We start from the raw sequence: 25939 nt of genomic DNA, 5'->3' as shown, positions 1-25939 counted from the left end.
GGCTGGCGATCAGGAAATGTCTCATGTCGTCCTCCGGGATTGTCGCCGGACCGATCCGGCGCTCCCGTATTTATTCGTTCACACAAGAAGACAAAGACGGCATGATCGAGAACTCTTTTCACCCGGAGTAAACAATGGATAAGTTTCGCGCCTTGCAGGTCTTCCGCCGTGTGGTGGAGCTGAACGGGTTCAGCGCAGCGGCGCGCGATCTCGATCTGTCCAATGCCGGGGTCAGCAAGACCGTCAGCGCTCTGGAGGCGGAACTCGGTGCCCAGCTCCTCGTGCGTACAACACGCAAACTCCGGCTCACCGATACCGGGCAGGCCTATTACGACCGGGCTGTGGAGATCCTCGAAGCGCTTGCCCACGCGGATGAGGCCGCCAGCGGGTCCGCGGCGTCGCCGCGGGGACGGCTGCGCATCTCCGCCCCCATGTCCTTCGGACTGACGGACCTGGCCGAGCGGTTGCCGCGCTTCCAGCAGCGCTATCCGGAGCTGGTCCTCGATATCGAGTTCAACGACCGGCAGGCCGATCTTCTGGAGGACGGGTTCGATGTGGCACTGCGCGGCAGCGGCCCCCTGCCCGATTCAAGCCTGAAGGCGCGGCGCCTGCGGCCGCTGCACCGCCTCTTGTGTGCTTCAGACGCGTATCTGGCCCGCCACGGAACGCCGGAGACGCCCGAGGCGCTGACCGGCCACAACTGCCTCGTCTTCACAATGGCGGCACAGCCGAACAGCTGGGTCTTCCGGCGCGGCGGCGAGACGGTCGAGATTGTCGTCGGCGGCAATCAGCGCATCAATAACTCGATTGCGCTGTGCACTGCGGCGATCGCGGGCTGCGGCATTGTCCTTTTGCCGGATTTCGTCGCCAGTGCGCCACTGGCCGGGGGCAGACTGCAGCGCCTCCTGCCGGACTGGCATGTCGACGACCAGCATATTCATGCCGTCTATCCCGCCCATCGCGAGCGCGCGCCGAAAGTGCGCGCGCTCATCGACTTTCTGGTCGCCGAATACGCGGACGCTCAGGCGTTGACGTCGAAAGCGTAGCCCGCCGAGCGCACCGTGCGGATGGGATCGCGCTCTTCCTTGGTGTTCAGCGCCTTGCGCAAGCGGCCGACATGGACGTCCACCGTGCGGGCCTCGACATAGACATCCGAACCCCAGACCGCGTCGAGCAATTGTTCGCGCGAGAAAACCCGGCCGGGATGCTGCATGAGATAGTCCAGCAGGCGGAATTCCGTCGGCCCGAGATGGATTTCACGGTCGGAGCGTTTCACGCGGTGCGCGACGCGATCCATCGTGATGTCACCGGCGGTGATCACATCCTCGGCAAGGCCCGGGCGGATCCGGCGCAGCACGGCGCGGATACGGGCAAAGAGCTCGGTCATGGAGAAGGGTTTCACGACATAGTCGTCAGCGCCGGTATCGAGCCCGCGTACCCGGTCGGTCTCCTCGCCGCGCGCCGTCAGCATGATGATCGGCACATTGGCGGTTTCCTGGCGGCCGCGCAGGCGGCGGCACACCTCGATCCCGGAAACCTTGGGCAGCATCCAGTCGACGAGCACCAGGTCCGGCGTGGTCTCCTCGGCCTGGATCAGGGCGTCCTCGCCGTCGCCGGCGACGGAGACCTGATAACCTTCCTTTTCCAGATTGTACTGCAACAGGGTGGCGAGGGCGTCTTCGTCTTCGACCACGAGAACTTGAGGCTTCATCGTTCCGTCTCCACGATCAAGGTCATCAAGATTTGGCGTCGTCCGCCTCGAGCGGCCCGGCCGTCACCATGAAGTGCACAGCCTCGGCGACATTCGTCGCGTGGTCGCCGATACGTTCGAGATTCTTCGCCACAAAAAGGATGTGAACACCCGGCTCCACCTGGCCCGGGTCTTCGGTCATGCTCATCAGCATCTGCCGCACAAGCGCGTTGTAGCGTTCGTCGACCTCGTCATCGGTGCGCCAGACCCGGATTGCCGGTTCGACATCGGCCGAGGACAGGGCATCGAGCACTTCGTGCAGCTGCTTCACGACGATCGCGCCGAGCCGCTCGACCTGGTCGAGCAGGGAGAGCGGTGCATATTCGGCCAGGTCTTCCGCGCGGTAGGCGATATTCTTGGCCAGATCGCCGACGCGTTCGAGATCATTGGCGATCTTCAGCGCGGAGATCGTCATGCGCAGATCGGTGGCCAGCGGCTGGCGCAGCGCGAAAAGGCGCAGCACGCGCTTTTCGACATCGTCCTGCATGGCATTGACCTGCTTCTCGCGCTCGCGCACGCCGGCAACGAGGCTGGCATCGCGGCGGACAATGGCAGCAAGCGCTGTTTCCAGCTGGGTCTCCACCATGCCGCCCATGCGGGCGAGTTCGTCGGCCAGCTGGTCGAGCTCCTCGCCGTAGGCGGTGACGATATGTGCGGTCTTGGACAGCGCCATTGCGCTACCTCCTCATCTGGCGCCAGCCCCTAGCCGAAGCGCCCCGTGATGTAGTCCTGCGTGCGCGGATCGCGCGGGTTCGTGAAGATGTCCTCGGTACGGCCGAACTCGACCAGCGTGCCCATGTGGAAGAAGGCAGTGCGCTGGGACACGCGGGCGGCCTGCTGCATCGAGTGGGTCACGATGATGATGCAGTAATTCTCGCGCAGCTCGTCGATCAGTTCCTCGATCTTGGCCGTCGCGATCGGGTCGAGCGCCGAACACGGCTCGTCCATCAGGATCACTTCCGGGTTGATCGCGATCGCGCGGGCAATCACCAGACGCTGCTGCTGGCCACCGGACAGGCTGGTGCCCGGATCGTTCAGGCGATCGGCCACCTCCTCCCACAGTCCGGCCTTTTTCAGACTGCTCTCGACAATCCCGTCCAGATCGTCGCGCGACAGGGCCAGGCCATGAATGCGCGGACCGTAGGCGACATTGTCATAGATCGACTTGGGAAACGGGTTGGGCTTCTGGAACACCATGCCGACGCTGGCGCGCAGCACGACGGGGTCGATCGACTTGTCGTTCACCTCGGCGCCGTCGATCTTCAGCGAGCCGGTCACCCGGGCGCCCTCGATCGTGTCATTCATGCGATTGAGGCAGCGCAGGAAGGTCGACTTGCCGCAGCCGGACGGGCCGATGAAAGCCGTCACCGAGCGGTCCGGAATGTCTATCGAGACGTGGTTGAGCGCCTGCTTGCCGTCATAGGCGACACAGACATCCCGAGCCGCCACCTTGATCGGCGGCTCGGTCGCGCCGAAGCCGGCATTCTGGTCGAGGATGTGGGACTGATTGTCGGGCATGGGGTTACCATCTCCGCTCGAAACGGCGGCGCAGATAGATCGCCAGGGCATTGAAGCCGATCATCAGCGCCAGAAGAACAAGAATGGCGGCCGCGGTGCGCGCCTCGAAGGCCCGCTCGGCACCGTCGGACCACAGGAAGACCTGCACGGGCATCACGGTCGCCGGCTGGGTGAGGCCTTCCAGGCCCAGCGTCGGCGCGTCGGCGATGAAGGCGACCATGCCGATCATCAGGAGCGGCGCGGTTTCACCCAGCGCCTGGGCCAGGCCGATGATCGAACCGGTGAGGATGCCCGGCGCGGCGAGCGGCAGGACGTGATGGAACACGGACTGGGTCTTCGATGCGCCAACTGCGAGCGCGGCCTGGCGGATCGATTGCGGCACGGCCTTCAGAGCCGCACGCGATGCGATGATCACGGTCGGCAGCGTCATCAGCGAGAGCACCAGACCGCCCACCAGCGGTGCCGAGCGCGGCAGGCCGAAGGCGTTGATGAAGACCGCGAGGCCCAGCAGGCCGAACACGATGGACGGCACGGCGGCCAGATTGTTGATGTTGACTTCGATGAAGTCGGTCAGCCGGTTCTTCGGCGCGTATTCTTCCAGATAGATCGCGGTGAACACACCGACCGGCACTGACAGGCAGATCACGATCAGCATGGTCAGGATCGACCCGAACAGCGCGCCCTTCACACCCGCCAGTTCCGGCTCCCGGCTGTCGGCATTGGTGAAGAGATAGGTGTTGAAATCGGTACGCACGAGACCGCGCGCCTCCAGCGCCCGCGTCCAGACGATGGCCTGGTCGGAGACCCGGCGGCGGCTTTCCGGCGTGTCGATCACGTAGAGCGTCCAGTCCGACGCCCCGGAGATGTCCGACGCATCGCCCAGCATCGCCTCGCCGCTGGCCGTGCGGCCATCGGCGCCGAGCGCGGTCAGCCGGACGGCGACACCGCTGAGCTCGACAAGGATGGTCGGCAGGTCGCGGTTCAGCTCGATCCGGCCATCATTCTCGGCCAGTTCCTCGCGCAAGGCCTGCGCCTGGGCAGACAGGCGCCCGGCTTCATAGAGCGCATCCTCGGCATCGCTCCCCTCAAGCTCGGCTGCGAGATTGCGCGCCCGTGCAGCCCGCGCATCGAGCGCCGTGGCCTCGGCCCGCATGGTCGCCATTGCGTCCTCGACCAGACTCTCGAAGTCCGGCGCGCTGGAATTCAGCGCCAGGGCATCGCCATCGGCACTGATCGTGAGAAGTCCGCCGGTTGCCAGCGTCCGGTCCTCGACGAGCCGGCCCTTGAGGTAAAGGTCGAGATCGTCGGCGATCGGCATCCGGAAAGTGTAGGTCTCGCCGACCAGCGACGGGTCGGCCAGGACGGCATCCATCAGCCGGGTCGCATTGAGCGGGGTGTAGAGACCGAACAGGTTGCGCAGGTCACGGCGCGCCGTGACCTCGGGGAATTCGGCCCGGATCGCGTCCTGGAGAACGCGGCTGTAGGCACCGCGGCGCAGCGACGCCTCGCTGGCATCGCCCTCCGGATCGACCATGGAGCGGTCGAGATGCACCGGCAGGACCAGCTGGTTGACGGTGAAGGCGGGCAGACCCTGCGACAGGATCGAGATCAGCAGGATCACCAGGATGCCCACGGCCGACGCCACGGCTGCCAGTCCGGCCGCGCGGAAGCGCAGCTCGGCCCGGTAGCGTCGCGGCAATTGACGGCTCACCGCATCGCGAATGGACGTGGTGTCGGACGTATCAGTCATATTTTTCCCGGTATCTCTGCACCACGCGCAGGGCGATGACATTCATGATCAGGGTGATGACGAACAGGACGAGACCCAGCGCAAAGGCCGACAGGGTCTTGGGACTGTCGAATTCCTGGTCGCCTGTCAGCAGCATGACGATCTGAACGGTGATGGTGGTCACCGATTCCAGCGGGTTTGCGGTCAGATTGGCGCCCTGGCCCGCGGCCATGACGACGATCATGGTCTCGCCCACCGCGCGCGACACGGCCAGCAGGATCGCGCCGACAATACCCGGCAGGGCCGCCGGCATCACCACGCGGGTGATGGTCTCCGAACGGGTCGCGCCCATGGCATAGGAGCCGTCGCGCAGCGTCTGCGGCACGGAATTGATCACATCGTCCGACAGCGAGGAGATGAAGGGAATGATCATCACGCCCATCACCAGCCCGGCCGACAGCGCGCTCTGGGTCACCACATCGTCGAAACCGAGCCAGGTGAACAGGCCGCGGATCGCCGGGCCCACCGTCAGCAACGCAAAGAAGCCGTAGACCACCGTCGGGATGCCGGCGAGGATTTCCAGCACGGGCTTGGCCGTCGCCCGGAAGCGCGGGCCCGCATATTCGGACAGGTAGATCGCCGACAGGAGACCGATCGGCACGGCCACTGCCATCGCGATCAGCGTGATCAGCGCCGTACCGGCGAACAGCGGCACCGCCCCGAAGGCGCCGGACTGGCCGACCTGGTCGGCGCGCAGGGCGATCTGCGGCGACCATTGCAGGCCGAACAGGAATTCGGAGACCGGCACGGTCGAGAAGAAACGGATGCTCTCGAACAGCAGCGAGAAGACGATGCCGACCGTGGTCAGGATCGCGAGCACCGAGGAGAGGAGCAGGAGGCCGGTGATCAGCCGTTCGACATGATTGCGGGCGCGGAAGTCGGGCACGACCTGGCCGCGTGTGCGCAACAGGCCGCCGGCCGCGAAAGCGAGTGCCAGAACCGCCACGAAGTAGCGGATGCGGTCCTGATAGCGGGCCACGATGCGGGCAGCCGCATTCAGCTCGGCGCTCTCGCGGCTGGACAGTGCCCCGTTGGCGATCTGCATGGCGTCGGACAGGAAGAGCTGACGCTGTTCGCGCGGCGCCTGGACAAGCTCGAAGCCGGCGAGCTGACGCATCGACGCGCCGGCGGCCTCGGCCTCGCTGCCGACGGCTGCGACCAGTTCGGCGCGCCGGGCGATCGCGGCCTCTTCGGCTGCCGTTGCGGAATTCAGCGTCTCGCGCTGCTCCTGCTGCAACTGCTCGAGACGGGCAGGATCGCGCTCCTCGCCGCGTGCGCTGCGCAGGCGTTGCATGTCATCGCCGATGGCGTTGACACGTTCGCGCAGCTGCAGGGCCGCGCCCCGGAATTCCTCATACTCGGCATCCGACAGAAGACGTTCTTCCAGACGGGCGTTGAGGGTGCCGGCTTCGCGCTGAAGCTCGGAAAAGGTCAGACGTTCGACGGCCTGGCCGCCGAAAATACCGTAGGCCGCCAGCAGCAGGAAAGCCGGCAGGCCGGTCCAGATCGCAACGTAATAGCCATGATAGTTCGGCAGCGAGTGGAGACGGACCGTATTGCCGTTCACGGCGCCGATCGCCCGCGCCCGGCCGACATAGAATCCGCCCGCCAGCATGACGATGACCATGAGAGCAACGATGGCGATCACTGACATTCAAAGTGTCCTTCGGACGTCCGGCTTCGGGCCGGCTGCGCGGCAGGCGTGACAGATACTGGGTGTCGCGGCCCCCGTTTATGACAGAGTTGCTACAGTTTTGTGACAAAGCACGGCCAGTCTGCAGACGCAGCCGTCAGACGCTTTCGCGGGCCTGCTCGCGCACGGCGGCAGGAACGGGCAAGAAGACCGAGAATACAGACCCTTCGCCCAGAGCGCTCTCGACCGTGAAGCCACCGCGGTGGCGGTTCACGATATGCTTCACGATGGCCAGCCCGAGACCGGTTCCCTCCTTCGGGCCGCTCTTCTGGCCGTCGACGCGATAGAATCGTTCCGACAGGCGCGGCAGGTTGCGGCGCTCGATTCCCTTGCCCTCGTCGCGGATACGAACGGCGAAATACCGCTCGCGCGGTTCAGAGGCCGGCGCCGCCAGCGTCAACCGGCTCGCCTGGGCGCCCAGCACCAGCTCGGGACGTTCGGCCTCGTCGCGCATCAGCGGTCCGGCGATCTCGATCTGCACGGCAGAGCCCTCGGGGGAGTATTTGATCGCGTTCTCGATCAGGTTGAGCAGCACTTCCATCAGCTGGTCGCGGTCGCCAATGGCGGGTGCCGAGGCGGGCTTGCGGACGGTGAGGCGGATCGCCTTCTCCTCCAGCTGCGGCCGCAGATAGTCGCGGGCATCCTCGACCAGGGCCGCCAGATCCGTCTCGCTGCTGGGCGGCACGTGCTCGTCCATCTCGACCCGCGACAGGGACAGGAGATCGTTGATCAGACGCTGCATGCGCTCGGTCTGGTCGAACATGATGCCGAGAAAGCGCTCGCGCGCCTCGCTGTCATCGCGGGCATGCCCGCGCAGCGTCTCGATGAAGCCCGCCAGTGAGGCGAGCGGTGTGCGCAGCTCGTGGCTCGCATTGGCCAGGAAGTCGGCCCGCATGCGGTCGGCGCGCTTGATCGAGGTTTCGTCGGACAGGACCAGCATGGCCCGCCAGGGCATGACCCGGTCGTCCTCGGCGCGCAGCGGTGCCACGAAAGCCCGCACATGGCTCTCGACCGGTGCCATCATGGAGTATTCGACGGGATCGACGGCCTGGCCGCGCAGCGCCGTACTGACCGCTTCAAGCACCTGCGGCTGGCGCAGCACGGCCGACAGATGCCCTGCAGCCGAACCGAGGCCGAGAAACTCCCGCGCGGCGGGATTGGCCAGTTCGATCCGGCCGCCCGCCCCGATCAGCAGGACAGGAATCGGCAGGCTGTCCAGCATGTGCTGGGCCCGGGCCTGCGGATCCACCGGCGCCGGCGCACTGTCATCCACATCCGGCCCTCTTGCAGGGTTCAGCGTGGTCGACACGGTCAGGTAATAAAACGTCGACAGTCCTGCTATAGTGGCGATGGCGACGAGGGTTTCGACAAAGCCGAGTTCCCCGAACATCCAGAACAAGAGGATGACGATCGCGCCAAGAGCTGCAACGGCTGCCGTATCCCGGCGCCGGATCCGGATCAGGGGCCGTTCGTCTGCAGAAGGCTGCCTCATTCTGACTCCGTTTGCATCCGATCCGGGAAGCCGGGGCATCTAACAAAAAAATAAGTGCCCACGGGCTAGTTGAAGCTCTATCGCATATTCGCAGTGCCACGCGAAGCCGTGACGCCACCGGAAACCGGGACGCACCAGGGATGCATCTCGAAAATCGAGAGAGTTTTCATGCCATTCGCTATCGATTTAGTGTTTTTCGATAAAAATCTGTTGACTTTCGAGATGCCCTTTCTAGGATGCAAAAATCATCGAGATCGTGACGTGCGGGGACAACGCATGCGTAAAAGTTTGTTAGTTTTGGCTACGGCCCTTGCCACGGCGTCCTGCGCCAGCCTTCCGGCCTACGAGGCCGGGGATGGTCTTCCGGACGCACCTGCGCAATGGGCCGCAGCACCAAGGGATACAGGTGCACAGGCTTCCCGGGACTGGGTCGCCGAGCTGGGCGATGCCCGGCTCTCAGCACTGATCGACGAAGCCTTCGACGCCAATCCGAGCCTCAACCAGTCCTTCGCCCGCTATCGCGCGGCCCGGGCTGCGGCACGGATTGCCGGTTCCGACCGCCTGCCATCGCTGAACGGCGGGATGGACTACACCCGCACCGAGCGCAACACCGGCTCGGGCAGTGACAGTTTCTCGCTGGGTCTTTCGACCGCGTGGGAAGCCGATCTGTGGGGCCGGGTCGCCGACGGCGCGAACGCAAGCGCGCTGGACGCCGAAGCGGCCGCCGACGATGTTCGCGCATCGCAGCTCTCCGTGGCCGGCCTGGTTGCCAAGGGCTGGTTCTCGCTGATCGAGGCCCATCTGCAGACCGAACTGGCCGAACGCGACCTGGCAACCCGCCAGTCCTCGCTCGACCTGACGGAACGCCGCTTTGCCCGTGGCCTGGTCCGCAGTTCCGACGTGCGTACGGCCCGCTCGGCCCTGGCATCGTCCGAAGCGGCCCTGGCCTCGCGCCGGCGCGCCGAAGCGGCGGCCTCGCGCAGCCTGGAAGCGCTGCTGGGCCGCTATCCGGCTGCCCGCCTCGCTCCGGAAGGCGACTTCCCGGAACTGGGCCTGGTCGGCGATATCGGTACCCCGGAAGCCCTGCTGACGCGCCGTCCCGACGTGCGCGCCGCCGAGCGCCGCCTGCAGTCGGCCGGCCTGCGCGCCGATGCCGCCCGCAAGGCCCTCTATCCCAGCCTGTCACTCAATGGCAGCTCGGGTACGGGCGGTGCCGATGTCGACGACATGTTCGATCTGGACTCGCTGGTTTCCAGCCTGACGGCCAGCCTGACAGGCCCGATCTTCAATGGCGGCGCCCTGCGCGGCGCCCGCGACCAGGCGCAGGCCAATGCCGAAGCCCAGCTGGCCAGCTATGTCTCGACCGTGCTGACCGCCTGGCAGGAAGCCGAAAACGCGATCGACGCGGACGCCATCCTGGCCCAGCGCGTGGACAATCTGCGCCAGGCCTATGAAGAGGCTGCCGAGGCCGAAAATCTCGTGATCCGCCAGTATGCCAGCGGCGTAGCGACCATCTTCGACCTGCTCAATGCCCAGTCCCGGCGCATCAGCGCCGAAAGCCAGTACATCTCGGCACGCCGCGAGCGCGCGGCCAATCGTGTCGACCTCTATCTCGCCATCGCCGGCGATTTCTCCGCGGCCCAGTCCGCAGACCCGGCCGCCCCGACAGGAGAATAATCATGGGTAAGCTCATCGGACGTTTCGTCATCATCGGCGGTGTTGCCGTCGTCGGTGCTGCAGTTCTCTTCATGCTGTTCGCGACGCAACCGCAGCCGCAGCGGGCCAATTCGGCGCCGCGGCCGGTCGCCGTTTTCGTCGCGGAAGCCGAGCGGGGGGAAATTGCCCTCACCGTCGACTCCCAGGGCGAGGCCCAGCCGCGCACCCAGATCAACCTGGTACCGCAGGTGGCGGGCCGCATCACATTCGTGAACCCCGACTTCATCGAGGGCGGTTTCTTCGAAGCCGGTGAAACCCTGATCCAGATCGATGATGCCGACTACCGTCTGGCGGTCACCCGCGCCTCCGCCCAGGTCGCCCAGGCCCAGCAGGCCCTGGCGCGTGAACAGGCCGAATCCGAGCTGGCCGCAAGCGAATGGGCAGAGCTCGGCGAAGGCGAGGCTTCGTCCCTGACCCTGCGCGAACCGCAGCTCGCGGAAGCACGGGCCCAGCTGGCCGCCGCCCAGGCCGCCCTGCAGTCGGCCCGCCTGGACCTGCAGCGCACGCGTATCTCCGCGCCGTTCGCCGGCCGGGTGCGCTCGAAGAATGCCGGCCTTGGCCAGTATGTCTCGCCGGGCACCAATCTGGGTGAAGTCTTCGCAACCGACACCGTGCTGGTGCGCCTGCCGCTGACCGATCACGACCTGTCCCTGCTGGGCATCCCGGTCGCCTACAACGCGGCCGGCGACGAGCGCGGCGGTGTTCCGGTGACCCTGTCGGCCACGGTTGCCGGCGGCTATCATGAGTGGGAAGGCCGGATCACGCGCACGGACAGTGCCATCGATCCGCAAACCCGTGTCCTGTACGCCATCGCGGAAGTCACCGATCCCTACGGCTCCGGTGCCGATGACGGTGCGCCGCTGGCCATCGGCCTGTTCGTCAATGCTGCCATCCAGGGCCGCGAAGTCGACAACGCCTACATCATCCCCCGCAACGCCCTGCGCGGCGAGGACAGCGTCTACATCGTCCGCGAGGGCGGAACGCTGGAAATCCACACGGTCGACATCATCGACTCCAGCCCGGAACGCGTCATCGTTTCGAGCGGTGACGAGGCCGGTGACCTGGTCGTGGTCTCACCGATCCGCGGCGCCAGCAACGGCATGCGCGTGCACACCTACAATGCCGGTGGCGAGCAGCTCGCCGACTACTCGGCCAATTATGAAGAAGCGCCGGAAGGCGAGGAAACCGGTGAAAGCGTTGCCGACGGCGAAGACGCCGTGGCGAGCGCCGGCTAGGCCCGAAGGCAGGAGAGGAAGCGGTCATGACCGATCCCAACAAGACACACGACCAGGTGCCCGGGGGCATCGTCAGCTGGTGGGCACGTAATTCCGTCGCCGCCAACCTGCTGATGATCGTCGCCATCGTCGGCGGTTTCCTGGGCTACAACATGCTCAACCGGGAAGTCTTCCCGACGGCGTCCTTCAACGGCGCGACCGTGTCGGTCTCCTGGCCCGGCGCCTCGCCCCAGGACATCGAAGAGCAGATTGTCGTCCGTATCGAGGAAGCCCTCGCGGACATGGACGGGATCGAGACCATCACCTCGACCGCCCGTGAAAGCGTCGGCTACGTCAATATCGAGGGCAAGCGCAACGTCGACATCGGCGAGTTCATCGACAACATCAAGCTTGAAGTCGACTCGGTGAACAATCTGCCGCCTTCGGCTTACCGTCCGATCGTGTCGCAGTGGCGCAACCAGGAACAGGTCGTCGGCTTTGCCGTCCACGGCGATATCGACCGGCGCGACCTGCAGGCCATCGGCCGCGAGGTTCGCGACGAGGTCGCCCAGTTGCCCGGCGCATCCATCGTCAATCTCTGGGCATCGCGGGGCGAAGAAGTCTCGATCGAGGTCTCCGAGGACAATCTGCGCCGCTACAACCTGTCCTTCGACGAGATCGTGCGGGCTGTGCGGGCCTCCTCCCTCAACGCCTCCGCCGGTACCGTGCGGACCGAGCTGGGTGAATTCGGCCTGACCGCACGCCAGCTGGCCGATACTGCGCCCGAGTTCGAAAACATCATCATCCGCCAGACCAGCGCCGGCGGCACGCTGCGCATCAGTGATGTTGCCCGTGTCACCGACGGCTTCGTCGACAGCAATATGGAAGCCACCTACAACGGCGAGACCATGGTGCTGATCGTGGTCGAGCAATCGCCCGGTATCGACGTGGTCGATACCGCCGCCGCGGTCCATGACTTCATCGAGCGCAAGCAGGCCGAACTGCCCGAAGGCGTGAGCATCTCGCTGTGGTGGGACAATTCGGAAATGTACTCCGACCGCATGGAGACAATTTCCAGCTCCGCGCTGTTCGGTGGCATCCTGGTGCTGATCACGCTCTTCCTTTTCCTGCGGCCGATCGTGGCCGTGTGGGTGACGGTCGGCATCTTCACCGCTTTCGGCGGCGCCTTCCTGATCCTGCCGATGATGGGCGTGTCGCTGAACATGCTGTCGCTGTTCGCCTTCCTGATCGTGATCGGGATCGTGGTCGACGACGCCATCGTGGTCGGGGAAAACATCCACGACCGGGTCGAACGCGGTGAACCTGGCCTGACGGCCTCGATCATCGGGACCCAGATGGTGGCCAAACCGGTCATCTTTGCAGTCATCACGACGATCATGATGTTCTCGCCCTGGATGCTGCTGACCGGTCCGGAAGTGCAGTTCACCCGGCAGATCTCGCTCGTCGTGATTGCCGCCCTCGCCTTCTCGCTGGTCGAGTCACTGCTGATCCTGCCGGCTCACCTGTCGCACATGAAACCGCAGTCGGAGACAGGCTTCTTCGGCCCGCTGATCAAGTTCCAGCGGTCCATCGCAAACTCGCTGATCTGGTTCGCCCGCAGTATCTATCGTCCGGCCGCCAAGCTGGCGATCCGCAACCGCTATGCGACGCTGGTCGGCTTCCTGATGATCTTCCTGGTTTCCATCGCCCTGCTGATGACGAACCGCGTCGGTTCCGTCTTCATGCCGCAGATCGAGAACGAGACGATCCAGGTGAATATCCAGCTGGCCGAGGGCACGCCCTGGAACCGGACCGAGCAGGTCCGCCAGCAGCTGGACGACGCCCAGGCTGAAGCTCTGGAGTACTATCGCCGGGAGTACCCTGGCGAGAATGACATGATCGAAAGCCGCTCCACCATCGCGTCCGATGGCCGGGTGCGGGCCTGGATCGAGCTGGCCGTGCCGGCGGAACGCCCGGGTCACCTGCCCACGGCTGACGTCGCGCAGCAGATCCGCGAATTCCTGGGTCCGATCCCGGATGCCGAGGAAGTGCGCCTGGACTCCACCATCAATGATGGCGGCAGCCGCATGACCTTCGCCCTGTCCCACCCGGACCTCGCCACCCTGCGTGAAGCGGCGGATGCCCTGAAAGAGCAGCTGCGCAGCTATGACACGCTCTATGACGTGGTCGACAGCCTGCAGACCTCGACCGAGGAATTGCAGTTCAGCCTGCGCCCGAACGCCCAGGCCCTGGGCGTGACCCTGCAGGACGTCACACGCCAGGTGCGCCAGTCCTTCTACGGCGAGGAAGCCCAGCGCCTGCCGCGCGACGGCCAGGATGTACGGGTTCAGGTCCGCATGGACGAGGCCTCCCGCCGCTCGCTGGACACGCTGCAGGAAATCCGCATCCGCACCAGCGATGGCCGCGAAGTGCCGCTGTCCTCGGTCGCCGAGGCGCATTTCGCACCGGGTCTGAACCGGATCAACCGACGCAATGGCATGCGCACTGTCACGGTGTCGGCCGAGCTATCCGATCCGGCGGCACGCGGCGACATCAACCAGAGTCTGAACGAGGACTTCTTCCCGACCTTCGACGCGCAATTCCCCAGCCTGTCGCGGGACGAGATCGGTCAGGCCGAAGGCGAACGCGAATTCGTGGCCGAGCTGATCAACCTGCTCATCCTGGCCCTGGGCTCGATGTACATCCTGCTGGCCGTGGCCTTTAGGTCCTACTTCCAGCCGCTGGCCATCATGGTGGCGATCCCGTTCGCACTGACCGGCGCGATCTTCGGACACTTCCTGTTCGGGATGCCGATCGCCCTGTTCTCCTACTTCGGTGTGGGGGCAGCCGCGGGGGTCGTTATCAACGACAACCTGGTGCTGCTGGACTTCGTGAACCGCCTGCGGGCCAACGGCGTGGGCGCCTTCCAGGCCCTGGTCGATGCCGGCGTGCAGCGTTTCCGCCCGATCCTGCTGACCTCGGTGACCACCTTCCTGGGCATCTTCCCCATGATGGCGGAAACCTCGACCCAGGCGGAATTCCTCAAGCCGATGGTCGTGGCACTGGGCTTCGCGGTCGTGTTCGCCCTCTTCCTGACCCTGCTGCTGGTTCCGGCCATGTACGCGATCGGGGTCGATATCGCCCGCCTGTTCCGCGCCATGTGGACCGGCGAGCGCCAGCCGCGGTTCGGCGAGCACTACACCGATACCGACTTCGCACACGGCGAGCTTCCGGGACATCTGGAAGAAACGCCTGCCGAATAGCCCGCGGACAACACATCCGCTCAATAGCCAAGTCTCGCCCCGCGTTGTACACAACGTGGGGCGAAACATTTTCGCGAAGCGTATTTTGGGGATGCATCCTATGAAGAAGCTGCTGCTTGGCACCGCGGTGCTGGCGCTGGTCGCCGCCTGTGGCCAGACCGATACCGCACAACAGGAACACTCTGCTGCCGTCACACAACCGGCCGGACAGCCCGAGATCGGCGAATGGGGTTTCGATCTCGCGGGCATGAACACCGAGATCGATGCCGGCGACGATTTCTACCAGTACGCCAACGGCACCTGGCTGGACGAGGCCGAGATCCCCGCCGACCGCTCCAACTACGGCATGTTCACCGAGCTCGCACTGGAAGCGGAAGTGCACGTGCAGGAAATCATCACCGAGCTGGCCGCCCGTGAGGCCGCGGACGGCACGGTCGAACAGAAGGTCGGCGACCTGTACGGCTCCTGGATGGACACGGCAGCGATCGAGGAACGCGGTCTGGCTCCGGCCCAGCCCTATCTCGACGAGATCGCTGCAGCGGCCAGCCATGACGATATCAACGCGCTGTTCGCGACGATCCACCATCAAAGCCCGTTCGGCGTCGGCATCATCCCCGATCCGGCCGACACCACGCGCTACACCGTCTTTGTCGGTCAGAGCGGCCTCGGCCTGCCGGATCGCGACTATTATCTGGAAGACGAGAACGCAGAATATCGTGACGCGTATCGCGCCTTCATCGCGGAGATGTTCGCCCTCGCAGGGATCGAGGACGGCGACGCGAAGGCCGACGCGATCCTTGCCCTGGAAACGCGCCTCGCCGAGGTCCACTGGACCCAGGCCGACAGCCGCGACATCCAGAAGATCTACAATCCCATGCCGATCGACCAGCTCGACGCGCTGGCACCGCAATTCGGCTTTCCGCAGGCCATGGCCCAGCTCGGCCTCGACGGCGTTGCCACCTATCTGGTCGCCCAGCCCAGCGCCATCGAAGGCGCTGGCGCGATCTTCGAGGAAACCCCGGTCGACGTGTGGAAGGACTACATGACCTTCCATTTCCTGCGCTCCAATGCGGCCCAGCTCCCGGCAGCCTTCGACCAGGCCAGCTTCAACATGTATGGCGCGGTCCTGAACGGCACCGAGGAACAGCGGCCGCGCGATCGCCGCGGCGTGAACCTCGTTGGCGGCCAGCTCGGCGAGGCCGTTGGCCAGATCTATGTCGAGCGTCACTTCCCGCCTTCGTCCAAGGACGCGATGGAAGAGCTGGTCGCGAACCTGACGGCCGCTTTCGAAGAGCGTCTCCAGTCGCTCGAATGGATGGATGACGAGACCCGCGCCAATGCGCTGACCAAGCTGTCCACCTTCGAGCCGCGCATCGGTTACCCGGATGAGTGGCAGGACTATTCCGCGCTGGAAATCCGTGCCGACGACATCTTCGGCAATATCGTGCGCCTGCGCGAGTTCGCCTGGAACGAGCAGGTCGAGGATCTCGATGGACCGGTCGACCGGGGCGAATGGCCCTACCCGCCGCAGACGGTGAACGCGTCCTACAACCCGCTGATGAACCAGATCACTTTCCCGGCCGGTATCCTGCAGCCGCCCTTCTTCGATCCGCACGCCGACGCCGCGGTCAATTATGGCGGCATCGGCGCGGTGATCGGTCACGAGATCGGTCACGGCTTCGACGATCAGGGCCGCCGCTTCGACGAGACCGGCGCGATCCGCGACTGGTGGACCGGCGAGACGAATGAGCGTTTCGAGGAACGCGCCGACCGGCTCGGCGCCCAGTACGACGGCTACTCTCCCGTCGAAGGCCGCTTCGTGAACGGCACTTTCACCATGGGCGAGAATATCGGCGATCTGGGCGGCCTGCAGATGGCCTACACCGCCTATCACCGCCATCTCGACGCCTGCTGCAATGGCGAGGCCCCGGTGATCGACGGCTTCACCGGCGACCAGCGTTTCTTCCTGGCCTGGGCCCAGGTGTGGCGGCGCCTCTATCGCGAGGACAACCTCATCTCGCGCCTGACCACCGACCCGCACAGCCCGTCGCAATACCGCACCAACGGCGTCGTGCGGAACCTCGATGCCTGGTACGAGGCCTTCGGCGTGACGGAAGAGGACGACCTCTATCTTCCGCCCGAGGAACGCGTTTCCATCTGGTAGATGCTTGACGGCCCGGCTTCCCAAGCCGGGCCGTTTTTCCTTGCGCATTCGCCGGAAAACGCAGGCCATGCCTTTGCGGCCCGGCCGTCCCGCCCTAGTGTTTCCGGCAAGTTTCATGAATCAGACCGATTGGGGAGTGTCACCATGAAGAAACTGCTTCTGGGCACGGCGTGCCTTGCTCTGCTTGCCGCCTGCCAGCCGGCAAGCGAACAGCCGGAAGACGAAACGCCGGCGGCCGAAACCGGCGCGTCCGGCGAGAGCCATGACGCCGCGACCGAAACCGCGAGCAATGAACATGCTCCGGAACTGGGCGACTGGGGTGTCGAGACCCAGCACATCTCCGACACGGTCGATCCGGGCGACGACTTCTTCCGCTACGTCAATGAAGGCTGGCTCGACACCACCGAGATCCCGGCCGGCTTCTCGAATTTCGGCTCCTTCACCGAACTCTATCTGCGTTCCGAAGACCGGATTGAGGGCATTATCCTGGAATCCGCCGAAAGCGACGCCGCCGACGGCACCCTGCCGCAGCAGGTCGGCGATCTCTACGCCTCCTACATGGATACCGACCGTCTGGAAGAACTGGGTCTCGATCCGGCCCGTCCCGGCCTCGAGCGCATCGCGGCGGCCCAGTCGCATGACGACATCGCCAGCCTGATGGGCGCGCCGGGCACCCAGTCGATCTTCGGTGCCTATGTCGGCCGCGACCCGGGCAATCCCCAGCGCTATATCGTCTCGGTGAGCCAGGGCGGTCTCGGCCTGCCGGACCGCGACTATTACCTGGAAGACACCGAGCGCTTCGAGACCTATCGCGAGGCCTATCTGGAATACATCGCCGACGTGTTCGAGATGATCGGCATGGACAATGGCGCCGAGCGGGCCCAGGCGATCCTCGACCTGGAAACCGCGCTGGCGGAAATCCACTGGACGCGCGCCGAGAGCCGCGACCGCGTGGCGACCTATAATCTGATGTCCGCCGAGGATGTCAGCGGTTATGCCGCTGGCTTCCCCTGGGAAACCTTCTTCACCGCCCTCGACTTCGCCGACCAGGAAGAGTTCGTGGTGCGCCAGAACACGGCCATCCAGTCGCAGGCCCAGCTGTTCAGCGAAATCCCGGTCGAGACCTGGAAGGATTATCTCGCCTTCCACTGGATGGAGAGCCATCGCGACCAGCTGACACAGGCCTTCTACGACCGCTCCTTCGACTTCTACGGCCGCACACTGAACGGTACGGAAGAGCCGCGTCCGCGCGACCGCCGGGCGATCCAGTTCGTCAACGGCAATCTGGGTCAGGCCATCGGCCAGATCTATGTCGAGCGCTATTTCCCGCCGGAATACAAGGAACAGATGGACGAGCTGGTCGGCTATCTGCGCGCCGCCCTGCGCGAGCGTATCGAGACGCTGGAATGGATGGACGACGAGACCCGCGTCGAAGCCTTCGACAAGCTGGACAAGTTCCTGCCGAAGATCGGCTATCCCGACGTCTGGCCCGATTACTCCAGCATCGAGATCCGCGAGGATGATCTGTGGGGCAACAACGAGCGGATCAATGCCTGGTTCCGCGCCGACAGCCGCGACCGGCTGCGTGGCCCGATCCGCGACTGGGAATGGTTCATGTCGCCGCAGACGGTGAACGCCTATTATTCCTCGACCTCCAACGAAATCGTCTTCCCGGCTGCCATCCTGCAGGGACCGTTCTTCGACCCCTATGCAGACCCGGCCGTGAATTTCGGCGGCATCGGTGCGGTGATCGGCCACGAAATGGGCCATGGCTTCGACGACCAGGGCAGCCAGTCCGACGGTGACGGCGTGCTGCGCAACTGGTGGACCGACACCTCGCGTCAGCAGTTCGATGCCCGCACCGACCAGATCGTGGCGCAGTACGAGCAGTTCTCGCCGGTCGAGGGCATGACCGTCGACGGCCGCCTGACGCTGGGCGAGAATATCGGGGACATCGGCGGTCTCTCGATGGCCTACCGGGCCTTCCAGCTCTACGCCGCGGACCATGAAGTCCCGGCCGAGCTGGACGGTTTCAGCCAGGACCAGCGCTTCTTCCTCGCCTGGGGCCAGGTCTGGCGCCGGCTCTACACCGAAGACGCCCTGGTTTCGCGCCTGACCACCGACCCGCACAGCCCGTCGCAATATCGCGTCAACGGCGTCGTGCGCAACATGGACGTCTGGTACGAGGCCTTCGGCGTGACCGAGGATGACGACCTCTACCTGCCGCCGGAAGAGCGCGTCTCCATCTGGTAGGCGAGCCTCCGCCTACAGGATCAGGCCCGGTCGCAGGACCGGGCCTTTTTCTTGCTGAACCGTAAGGAAGTCCCCACACAGCCGACGGGCTTCGCCCGGCATCTTCCCCCTGCTGTCTAGTTTCAAATGGGGAAAATCCATGAAATCCATTCTGCGCGCCGGCACCGCCGGCCTGGCGCTTTGTCTTGCGGTTTCCGGCTGGGCCCAGGCCCAGGACGCGGAGCTGGGGGAGTGGGGCGTCGAGACCCAGCACATCTCGACCACAATCCATCCCGGCAATGACTTCTTCCGCTATGTGAATGAAGGCTGGCTCGAGAACACCGAGATCCCGGCCGGTTTCTCCTCCTACACCGCCTTCCACGAGCTCTATCTGCGTTCGGAAGACCGGATCGAGGGCATCATCCAGGACTCCGCCGCGTCCGACGCCGAAGCCGGTTCGCTCGCCCAGCAGGTCGGCGACCTCTATGCCAGCTACATGGACGTCGACACGATCAATGCCCGCGGCATTGATCCGGTGCGCCCGGGCCTGGCCCCGATCGCCGACGCCGAAACGCATGCCGATATCGCGCGCCTGTTCGGCCTGCCCGGCTATCCTTCGATGATCGGCACCAATATCTCGCGCAATGAAGGCGATCCCAGCCACTACATTGTCTACATCAACCAGGGCGGTCTGCACCTGCCGACGCGCGACTACTACCTGCTCGACGACGAGCGTTTCGTGGAATACCGCGCGGCTTACCGGTCCTATATCGCCGACATGTTCGGCTTCCTGGGCTATGAGGACGGCGAGGCCCGGGCCGACCGGATCATCGCGCTGGAAACGGCGCTGGCCGAGGTTTACTGGACGCCGGCCCAGACCCGCGACCGTGTCGCAACCTACAACCCGATGACGCTGGACGAGCTGCGCGAGTTCGCGCCGGAGTTCGACTGGACCGCCTTCCTCGAGGGCAGCGATTTTGCCGACCAGACGAATTTCATCGTCTCCCAGACCTCCGCGATCGACGCTGCGGCCGCCATCTTCCAGGACACGCCCGTCGAGACCTGGCAGGACTATCTGGCATTCGGCTATCTCAACGCGACGGCCAATCTTCTGAGCGAAGAAGTCTATGAGCGGTCCTTCGATTTCTGGGGCCGCACGCTGAGCGGGACGGCTGAGCCGCGTCCGCGCGACCGCCGGGCGATCCAGTTCGTCAACGGCAATCTGGGCCAGGCGATCGGCCAGATCTATGTCGAGCAATACTTCCCGGCCGAGCACAAGGCCCAGATGGAAGAACTGGTCGGCTATCTGCGCGCTGCCCTCGGTGAACGTATCGAAACGCTCGAGTGGATGGACGAAGAGACCCAGACCGAAGCGCTGGCCAAGCTGGAGACCTTCCTGCCGAAGATCGGCTATCCCGATGTCTGGCCCGACTATTCCAGCATCGAGATCCGCGAAGATGACCTGTTCGGCAATGCCGAGCGCGTCAATGCCTGGTTCCGTGCCGACAGCCGCGACCGCCTGCGCGGCCCGATCCGCCACTGGGAGTGGGGCATGTCGCCGCAAACGGTGAACGCCTACTACAACTCCACCGGCAATGAGATCGTTTTCCCGGCCGCCATCCTGCAGGGGCCCTTCTTCGATCCGAATGCCGACCCGGCCGTCAACTTCGGCGGAATCGGTGCCGTTATCGGCCACGAAATCGGTCACGGTTTCGACGATCAGGGCAGCCAGTCCGATGGCGAAGGCGTGCTGCGCAACTGGTGGACCGATGCCTCGCGCGAACAGTTCGACGCCCGCACCGACCAGATCGTGGCACAGTACGAGCAGTTCTCGCCGGTCGAGGGCATGAATGTCGACGGCCAGCTGACCCTGGGCGAGAATATCGGCGATATCGGCGGTCTCTCGATGGCCTGGCGGGCGTTCCAGATGTATGCCGCCGAGCATGACGTTCCCGAAGAGCTCGATGGCTACACGCCGGCTCAGCGCTTCTTCCTATCCTGGGCACAGGTCTGGCGCGTCCTGCAGCTGGAAGATGCGGCCCGGGCGCAACTGCTCTCCGACCCGCACAGCCCCGGCCAGTACCGGACCAATGGCGTCGTGCGGAATATGGACGTCTGGTACGAGGCCTTCGGCGTGACCGAGGAACATGACCTCTACCTGCCGCCGGAAGAGCGCGTCTCCATCTGGTAAGTGATCTGCCACGCACACGAAACGGCCCGGTCCCCCGACCGGGCCGTTTTGCGTTGCGGCCTTGCCCGCAGGCCTCAAACCCGGTCTTATCCGCCCCCTGTAAAAAGCAGACGCGATCCACGAGGGGAGATCATGGAAGCCGAAACCGCACCGCTGGTGAGCAATGATGCCGTCGTCATGGGCCTGCTCGCCCTGCTTCTGGGCGCCGTATTCTGGACCTCCAGCCTCCAGAACAAGGCCGCGAAGACCTTCTACCGGATCTTCCCGCCGCTTCTGCTCTGCTACTTCCTGCCCTCGCTCCTGAACCTCTTCAACATCGTCGATCCGGAAGAGTCGCAGACCTATTTCGTCGCCTCGCGCTACCTGCTGCCGGCCGCCCTGGTGCTTCTGACGATGTCAGCCGACCTGCCGGCGACACTGCGGCTGGGGCCCAAGGCGCTGATCATGTTTTTTACCGGCACGATCGGCGTGGTGATCGGCGGCCCGGTCGCTCTGTTCATCGCCAGCATCCTCTTCCCCGATATCGTCGGCGTCACCGGACCGGACGCTGTCTGGCGCGGCATGGCGACCGTGGCCGGCACCTGGATCGGCGGCGGCGCCAACCAGGCCGCGATGTATGAATTCTTCGGCGTGGGCAGCGAGGTCTATTCTGCCTGGATCGCCGTCGACATCATCGTCGCCAATATCTGGATGGCCGTCCTGCTGCTCGGCGTCGCCAATGCCAGGCAGATCGACGGTTTCCTCAAGGCCGATGCCGGCGCTGTCGACGAACTGCGCGCCAAGGCGGAAAAGTTCGAGCAGGAGCATGCGCGCGTGCCCGAGCTGAAAGACCTGATGATCATCGTCGCCATCGGTCTGGGCATGACCGGTCTGGCGCATGTCATCGCCGATATCATGGGGCCCTGGATCGGCGCCAACATGCCGGGCCTGACCGATTTCGGGCTGGATTCCGGCTTCTTCTGGCTGATGCTGACGGCCACCGTCGCAGGCGTCGCCCTGTCCTTCACGGGTGCCCGCCAGTTGACCGGCGCCGGGTCGATGAAAGTCGGTTCGGTGTTTATCTATGTGCTGGTCGCCACGATCGGCCTGCGCATGGACATCACGGCGATTTTCCGGAACACGGAGTTCTTCATTATCGGCCTGATCTGGATGGCCGTGCACGTCATCCTGCTGCTCGCCGTCGCCTGGCTGATCAAGGCACCGACCTTCTTCATCGCGGTCGGGTCCAAGGCCAATATCGGCGGCGCGGCCTCGGCACCGGTGGTGGCTTCCGCCTTCCATCCGTCGCTGGCGCCGGTTGGCGTGATGCTGGCCGTGGTCGGTTACATCGTCGGGACCGGGGCAGCCATGCTGACCGGCTACATCATGATGGCCATGATGGGCGCGACGGTTACGCCATAGCGCGCAAAAACAACTGGATAGGGAATATCCGTCACCAATTCCCCTGATGGGTGTTTTCCGGGCAGGCATGGTTAATCTTTCTTAACCATGCCTGCAATTTGCGCTAGCATCCGCTCGATTTGCGAGGCCGCGTGTCGGTCGCCGCAGTGTCGACAGAGGGGGAATCACATGCTCCGACACACGCTTCTGTGCGGCTCGGCCGCCGCACTCATCTCGGCATCCGCCGCTCTTGCCGGCGATGCCGAATGGTTCCCGCCGGATCCGCCGAACAGCGCGGCCGCCGGCGAGTGCTATGCCCGCGTCCGGATCGCGCCGGAATACGACGCCTATTCCGAACAGGTCACCACGCAGGACAGCTATGAGCGCTACACCGTGGCCCCGCCGCGCCTGCGCGAGGAGCGCCGCGAATACATCTCCCGCGAAGCCGGGATGCGCTACATCGTCACCGAGCCGGTCTACGAGACCGTCACCGAGACGGTGCAGGTTCGTCCGGCCTATGTGGAATACGTCGTCGAACCGGCGGTCCACGATACGGTGACCGAGACCATCATGGTCCGCGAGCCGCGCATGGTCTGGCGCCGGGGCTATACGCCGGGTGCCCAGATGACCCGCTTCGACAGCGAGACCGGCGAAGTCTGGTGTCTCGTCGAGGAAGAGGGCGAGTATCGCACCGTCACCCGTAATATCGTGGTGCAGCCGGCCCAGATCCGCGAAGTCGAGCACCCTGCAGAATACGCCACCATCACGCGCGACGTGCTCGTCCAGGAAGCGCGTTTCGAACAGGTTCCGATCGAGGAACTGCGCGACACCTACCGCATCCAGGTCGTCGACCAGCACGCCAGCGTCGACAGCCATGTCGTGCCGGTAGAGACGGAAACCGTCACCCGTTACTCCCTGCGCACCGAAGAGCGCTGGGAATGGCGCCTGGTCGACTGCGAGGACATCGAGCTGCCGGGCTACAACCCGCCGACCAGCACCGAGATCCCGGCTGTCGCCCAGAACCGGGCCGCTCCGGCGCCGCAGCGCGGCAATACCTATCTCTACGGCACGGATGTGCAGGTGCAGGATGACAGCTATTCGGAAGAAGTTCCGGTGGCGCAGGCCTCCTACTCCACGCGCACCAGCCGCCGGGCGCAATAACGCGCACCGACTGACATTGGGGGCTGGACCCGGGGGGCACCGGACCCAAGATGAACGGCGCGGGCGCAGGCTCGCGCCGTTTGCCTTTTCGGGCCGCAGCAAACCGGGACGTCACCATGTCAGCGAGAGATTATGTTGTCGGCTATGGCAGCCTGCTTTCCAGCTACAGCCGCACCACCTATTCCGGCCTGACCGAGCCGGCGCGGCCGGTCATAGCGCTGGGCTGGCGCCGGGGCTGGACGGTCCGGTACACGGACGAGGCCGCGACCTATGCCGGTGTCCGCGCTGCGCCCGGGCATGCGCTGGATGCCGCACTGGTGCCCACCGAGATCACCGATGCCCTGCGGCATCGCGAGCGCGGCTATGTCTTTACCGAGCTGCCGCGCGAGACCGTGCTGCCGGCCGATCCCGAACAGGGCGCCCTGCCCGATGGCCGCTACTGGATCGTGGTGAACCGCGAACAGGTCCGGGCCGACGCCGGCCATCCCATCCCGCAATCCTATGTCGATACCTGTCTGGTCGGCTGTCTTGAAACCGGCGGAGAGGCCCGGGCCCGGGCCTTTATCCGCAATACCGAATTGTGGGACGCGCCCTGGATCGATGACCGCGACAGCGCCTCACCGCTCTATCCACGGCGGACCCTGGCAACGGCGGACCAGCGCGAGGCCATCGACCGCCTGCTGGCGAGCGAGGGCGTACTGCGCCACCGGCGGCCTGTCTGAATTTAGTGAACCGGATCGCTGAAGCGCGCCAGCACGTCCCGCGCCGTGGCAAAGGCCTCGCGCCGCAATTCGCGCAGATCCCGCACCGCCTCGCAATTCCGTACAAACTGCGGCTCTGACAACAGGCGCTTCGGAAAACCCGTCTCCTGGCGCTCCGGCACATCGCCGCCCCAGGCCCAGCTGCCCGTGCGCTCGTCGCAATCATAGAAGCGCGCAAACACGTCGGCGTGCCCGGCGAGGAATTCGACGGCAGAGACGAGAAAATCGACATCGTCCGCGCTCATCGTCCAGTGCAGGCTGACCCGGCACCAGCCCGGACGCGCGCCGGTTTCGCCCGCCAGAACCCGCTCGCGGATCGCCATGGTCTCGTCGTCCCCGATGCCGAGCAGATGATGACCATAAGGGCCGGCGCAGGAGCAGCCGGCGCGCGACTGGATCCCGAACAGATCGTTCAACAGCACCGTCACCAGCCGCGGCGGAACGCGATTTCCGTTGCCGCTCAAAAGGTTGAAGGAAACAATCCCGATACGCCTGGCCGGGTCGGCCGGTCCGAGAACCTCGATCCGCGGATTGGCCGTCCAGCGGGACAGGGCCGTTTCCAGCGCCCGGTGTTCACGCGCTGCAATCGTGTCATGACCGATTTCGGTCTGAAGTTTCAGCACCAGCGCAGCGCGGACGAATTGCGGCAGGCCCGGCGTTCCGGCCCGCTCGCGCGCTTCGATATCGTCGATGAAATCATGCCCGCCCGGCCAGACATAGCGCACCGTGCCACCGCCGGAGAGGGTCGGTGGGAGGTGTTCGGGATAGAGTGCGCCATTGAACAGGAGGAGACCGCAGCTGCCCGGACCGCCGACGAATTTGTGCGGCGAGAAATACACCGCATCGATCGCGGCTTCCGGATCGGACGGGTGCATGTCGATCGGCAGATAGGGTGCACTCGCGGCGCAGTCGAGACACATAATAGCACCATGCGCGTGCAGGCAGCGCGCCAGAGCGGTGACATCCGTGCGCACTCCGGTGACATTCGACGCCGCGGAGAAGGCGCCGATCTTGCGCTTGCCGGCATGACGCGGATCCGAGAGAGCGGCAGCGAGGGCGGACAGGTCGATCCCGCCATCGGCAGCCAGCGGAATGGTCACCGTCTCGGCCAGGCTCTCGCGCCAGGTCAGCTCGTTGGAATGGTGTTCGTAGGGGCCGACGAAAACGACGGTGTCAGGCTCGTAGTCCTCAAGACCGCCCAGCGCGGCGCGGGTGGCGGGCGGAATGGCCAGCCCCAGGATTTCCTGCAGCTTGTGGATCGCGCCCGTCGCGCCGGCGGCGCACGGGATCAGGCAATCGCCGGGACCGGCATTGACGGCCGACTTGATGATGCGTTCCGCCTCGCGCATCCAGGCATTGCTGGCCCGGCCGGTCGCGCTGTCCTCGGTGTGGGGATTGGCATAGTCCGACGCCAGGCGCTGCATGACCGCCTCGATCTCCGCCAGGGCCCGGCCGGATGCCGTGTAGTCGGCATAGAAGAGTGGCCGCGATCCGAAGGGCGTTTCCAGCCGCACATCGCCGCCCGCAAGTCCGGCCCGGACCCGGTCGATGAGGGTTTCGGTGCGGCTTTCGTCGAACATGGTCTGCTCCTTCCTGGCTGAAGAGCGACTAGACC

General features: G+C 65.1%; 16 protein-coding genes and 1 pseudogene. 10 read left to right on the top strand and 7 right to left on the bottom strand.

Annotated elements, in window-relative coordinates; genetic code table 11:
- The first annotated feature begins 134 nt into the window (after positions 1 to 134).
- The gene (locus tag PKE71_RS03625; RefSeq protein WP_271185597.1) at positions 135 to 1046 is read left to right on the top strand and encodes a LysR family transcriptional regulator; all 912 of its coding nucleotides are present in this window, start codon (positions 135 to 137) and stop codon (positions 1044 to 1046) included.
- Here PKE71_RS03625 and phoB read toward each other — a convergent pair.
- The 6 genes and pseudogenes from phoB to PKE71_RS03595 all read right to left on the bottom strand — a co-directional run bounded on the left by phoB (position 1022) and on the right by PKE71_RS03595 (position 8242).
- The gene (gene phoB, locus PKE71_RS03620; RefSeq protein WP_271185596.1) at positions 1022 to 1711 is read right to left on the bottom strand and encodes a phosphate regulon transcriptional regulator PhoB; all 690 of its coding nucleotides are present in this window, start codon (positions 1709 to 1711) and stop codon (positions 1022 to 1024) included. The genes PKE71_RS03625 and phoB overlap by 25 nt on opposite strands.
- 25 nt (positions 1712 to 1736) lie before the next feature.
- Complete coding sequence (phoU, locus tag PKE71_RS03615) at positions 1737 to 2423, bottom strand: phosphate signaling complex protein PhoU (RefSeq protein ID WP_271185595.1); 687 nt, start codon at positions 2421 to 2423, stop codon at positions 1737 to 1739.
- A gap of 29 nt (positions 2424 to 2452) precedes the next feature.
- Positions 2453 to 3279: pseudogene (gene pstB / locus PKE71_RS03610) on the bottom strand (phosphate ABC transporter ATP-binding protein PstB).
- Positions 3273 to 5018, bottom strand: a complete 1746-nt coding sequence (pstA, locus tag PKE71_RS03605; protein ID WP_271185593.1) for a phosphate ABC transporter permease PstA — start codon at positions 5016 to 5018, stop codon at positions 3273 to 3275. The pseudogene pstB and the gene pstA overlap by 7 nt, the downstream one beginning before the upstream one ends.
- Positions 5011 to 6711 (bottom strand): phosphate ABC transporter permease subunit PstC, encoded by a 1701-nt coding sequence (gene pstC, locus PKE71_RS03600; protein WP_271185592.1) that lies wholly within the window; start codon positions 6709 to 6711, stop codon positions 5011 to 5013. Before pstC ends, pstA begins: the two co-directional genes overlap by 8 nt.
- Before the next feature lie 136 nt (positions 6712 to 6847).
- Positions 6848 to 8242, bottom strand: a complete 1395-nt coding sequence (locus PKE71_RS03595) for a sensor histidine kinase (RefSeq protein ID WP_271185591.1) — start codon at positions 8240 to 8242, stop codon at positions 6848 to 6850.
- A 297-nt stretch (positions 8243 to 8539) separates the two neighbouring features.
- Here PKE71_RS03595 and PKE71_RS03590 point away from each other — a divergent pair, with 297 nt between their 5' ends.
- The 9 genes from PKE71_RS03590 to PKE71_RS03550 all read left to right on the top strand — a co-directional run bounded on the left by PKE71_RS03590 (position 8540) and on the right by PKE71_RS03550 (position 24285).
- Positions 8540 to 9919, top strand: coding sequence for an efflux transporter outer membrane subunit (locus PKE71_RS03590; protein ID WP_271185590.1), 1380 nt, complete (start codon positions 8540 to 8542; stop codon positions 9917 to 9919).
- Positions 9920 to 9921: 2 nt separating this feature from the next.
- Positions 9922 to 11193, top strand: coding sequence for an efflux RND transporter periplasmic adaptor subunit (locus PKE71_RS03585; RefSeq protein WP_271185589.1), 1272 nt, complete (start codon positions 9922 to 9924; stop codon positions 11191 to 11193).
- Between the two features lie 26 nt (positions 11194 to 11219).
- On the top strand, positions 11220 to 14435 hold the full coding sequence (locus PKE71_RS03580) for an efflux RND transporter permease subunit (RefSeq protein ID WP_271185588.1): 3216 nt from the start codon (positions 11220 to 11222) through the stop codon (positions 14433 to 14435).
- 100 nt (positions 14436 to 14535) lie between these two features.
- The gene (locus PKE71_RS03575; RefSeq protein ID WP_271185587.1) at positions 14536 to 16599 is read left to right on the top strand and encodes a M13 family metallopeptidase; all 2064 of its coding nucleotides are present in this window, start codon (positions 14536 to 14538) and stop codon (positions 16597 to 16599) included.
- A 144-nt stretch (positions 16600 to 16743) separates the two neighbouring features.
- The gene (locus PKE71_RS03570) at positions 16744 to 18852 is read left to right on the top strand and encodes a M13 family metallopeptidase (protein WP_271185586.1); all 2109 of its coding nucleotides are present in this window, start codon (positions 16744 to 16746) and stop codon (positions 18850 to 18852) included.
- Positions 18853 to 18991: 139 nt separating this feature from the next.
- Positions 18992 to 21022 carry a M13 family metallopeptidase gene (locus PKE71_RS03565; RefSeq protein ID WP_271185585.1) on the top strand — a complete coding sequence of 677 codons (2031 nt, stop codon included), beginning with the start codon at positions 18992 to 18994 and terminating at the stop codon, positions 21020 to 21022.
- Between the two features lie 132 nt (positions 21023 to 21154).
- Complete coding sequence (locus PKE71_RS03560) at positions 21155 to 22423, top strand: DUF819 family protein (protein ID WP_271185584.1); 1269 nt, start codon at positions 21155 to 21157, stop codon at positions 22421 to 22423.
- 168 nt (positions 22424 to 22591) lie between these two features.
- The gene (locus tag PKE71_RS03555; RefSeq protein ID WP_271185583.1) at positions 22592 to 23563 is read left to right on the top strand and encodes a hypothetical protein; all 972 of its coding nucleotides are present in this window, start codon (positions 22592 to 22594) and stop codon (positions 23561 to 23563) included.
- A gap of 116 nt (positions 23564 to 23679) precedes the next feature.
- A complete protein-coding gene (locus PKE71_RS03550; protein WP_271185582.1) occupies positions 23680 to 24285 on the top strand; it encodes a hypothetical protein in 606 nt (201 codons plus the stop codon).
- 2 nt (positions 24286 to 24287) lie between these two features.
- Here the strand turns inward: PKE71_RS03550 and PKE71_RS03545 are convergent, their stop codons facing one another.
- Positions 24288 to 25904, bottom strand: a complete 1617-nt coding sequence (locus PKE71_RS03545; protein WP_271185581.1) for an aminotransferase class V-fold PLP-dependent enzyme — start codon at positions 25902 to 25904, stop codon at positions 24288 to 24290.
- Positions 25905 to 25939 lie beyond the last annotated feature (35 nt).

The organism is Maricaulis virginensis (assembly GCF_027922185.1).
GTDB classification, from domain to species: domain Bacteria; phylum Pseudomonadota; class Alphaproteobacteria; order Caulobacterales; family Maricaulaceae; genus Maricaulis; species Maricaulis virginensis.
The sequence above is the reverse complement of the archived record's forward strand: the minus strand, read 5'-3'. Positions and strand labels throughout refer to the sequence as shown.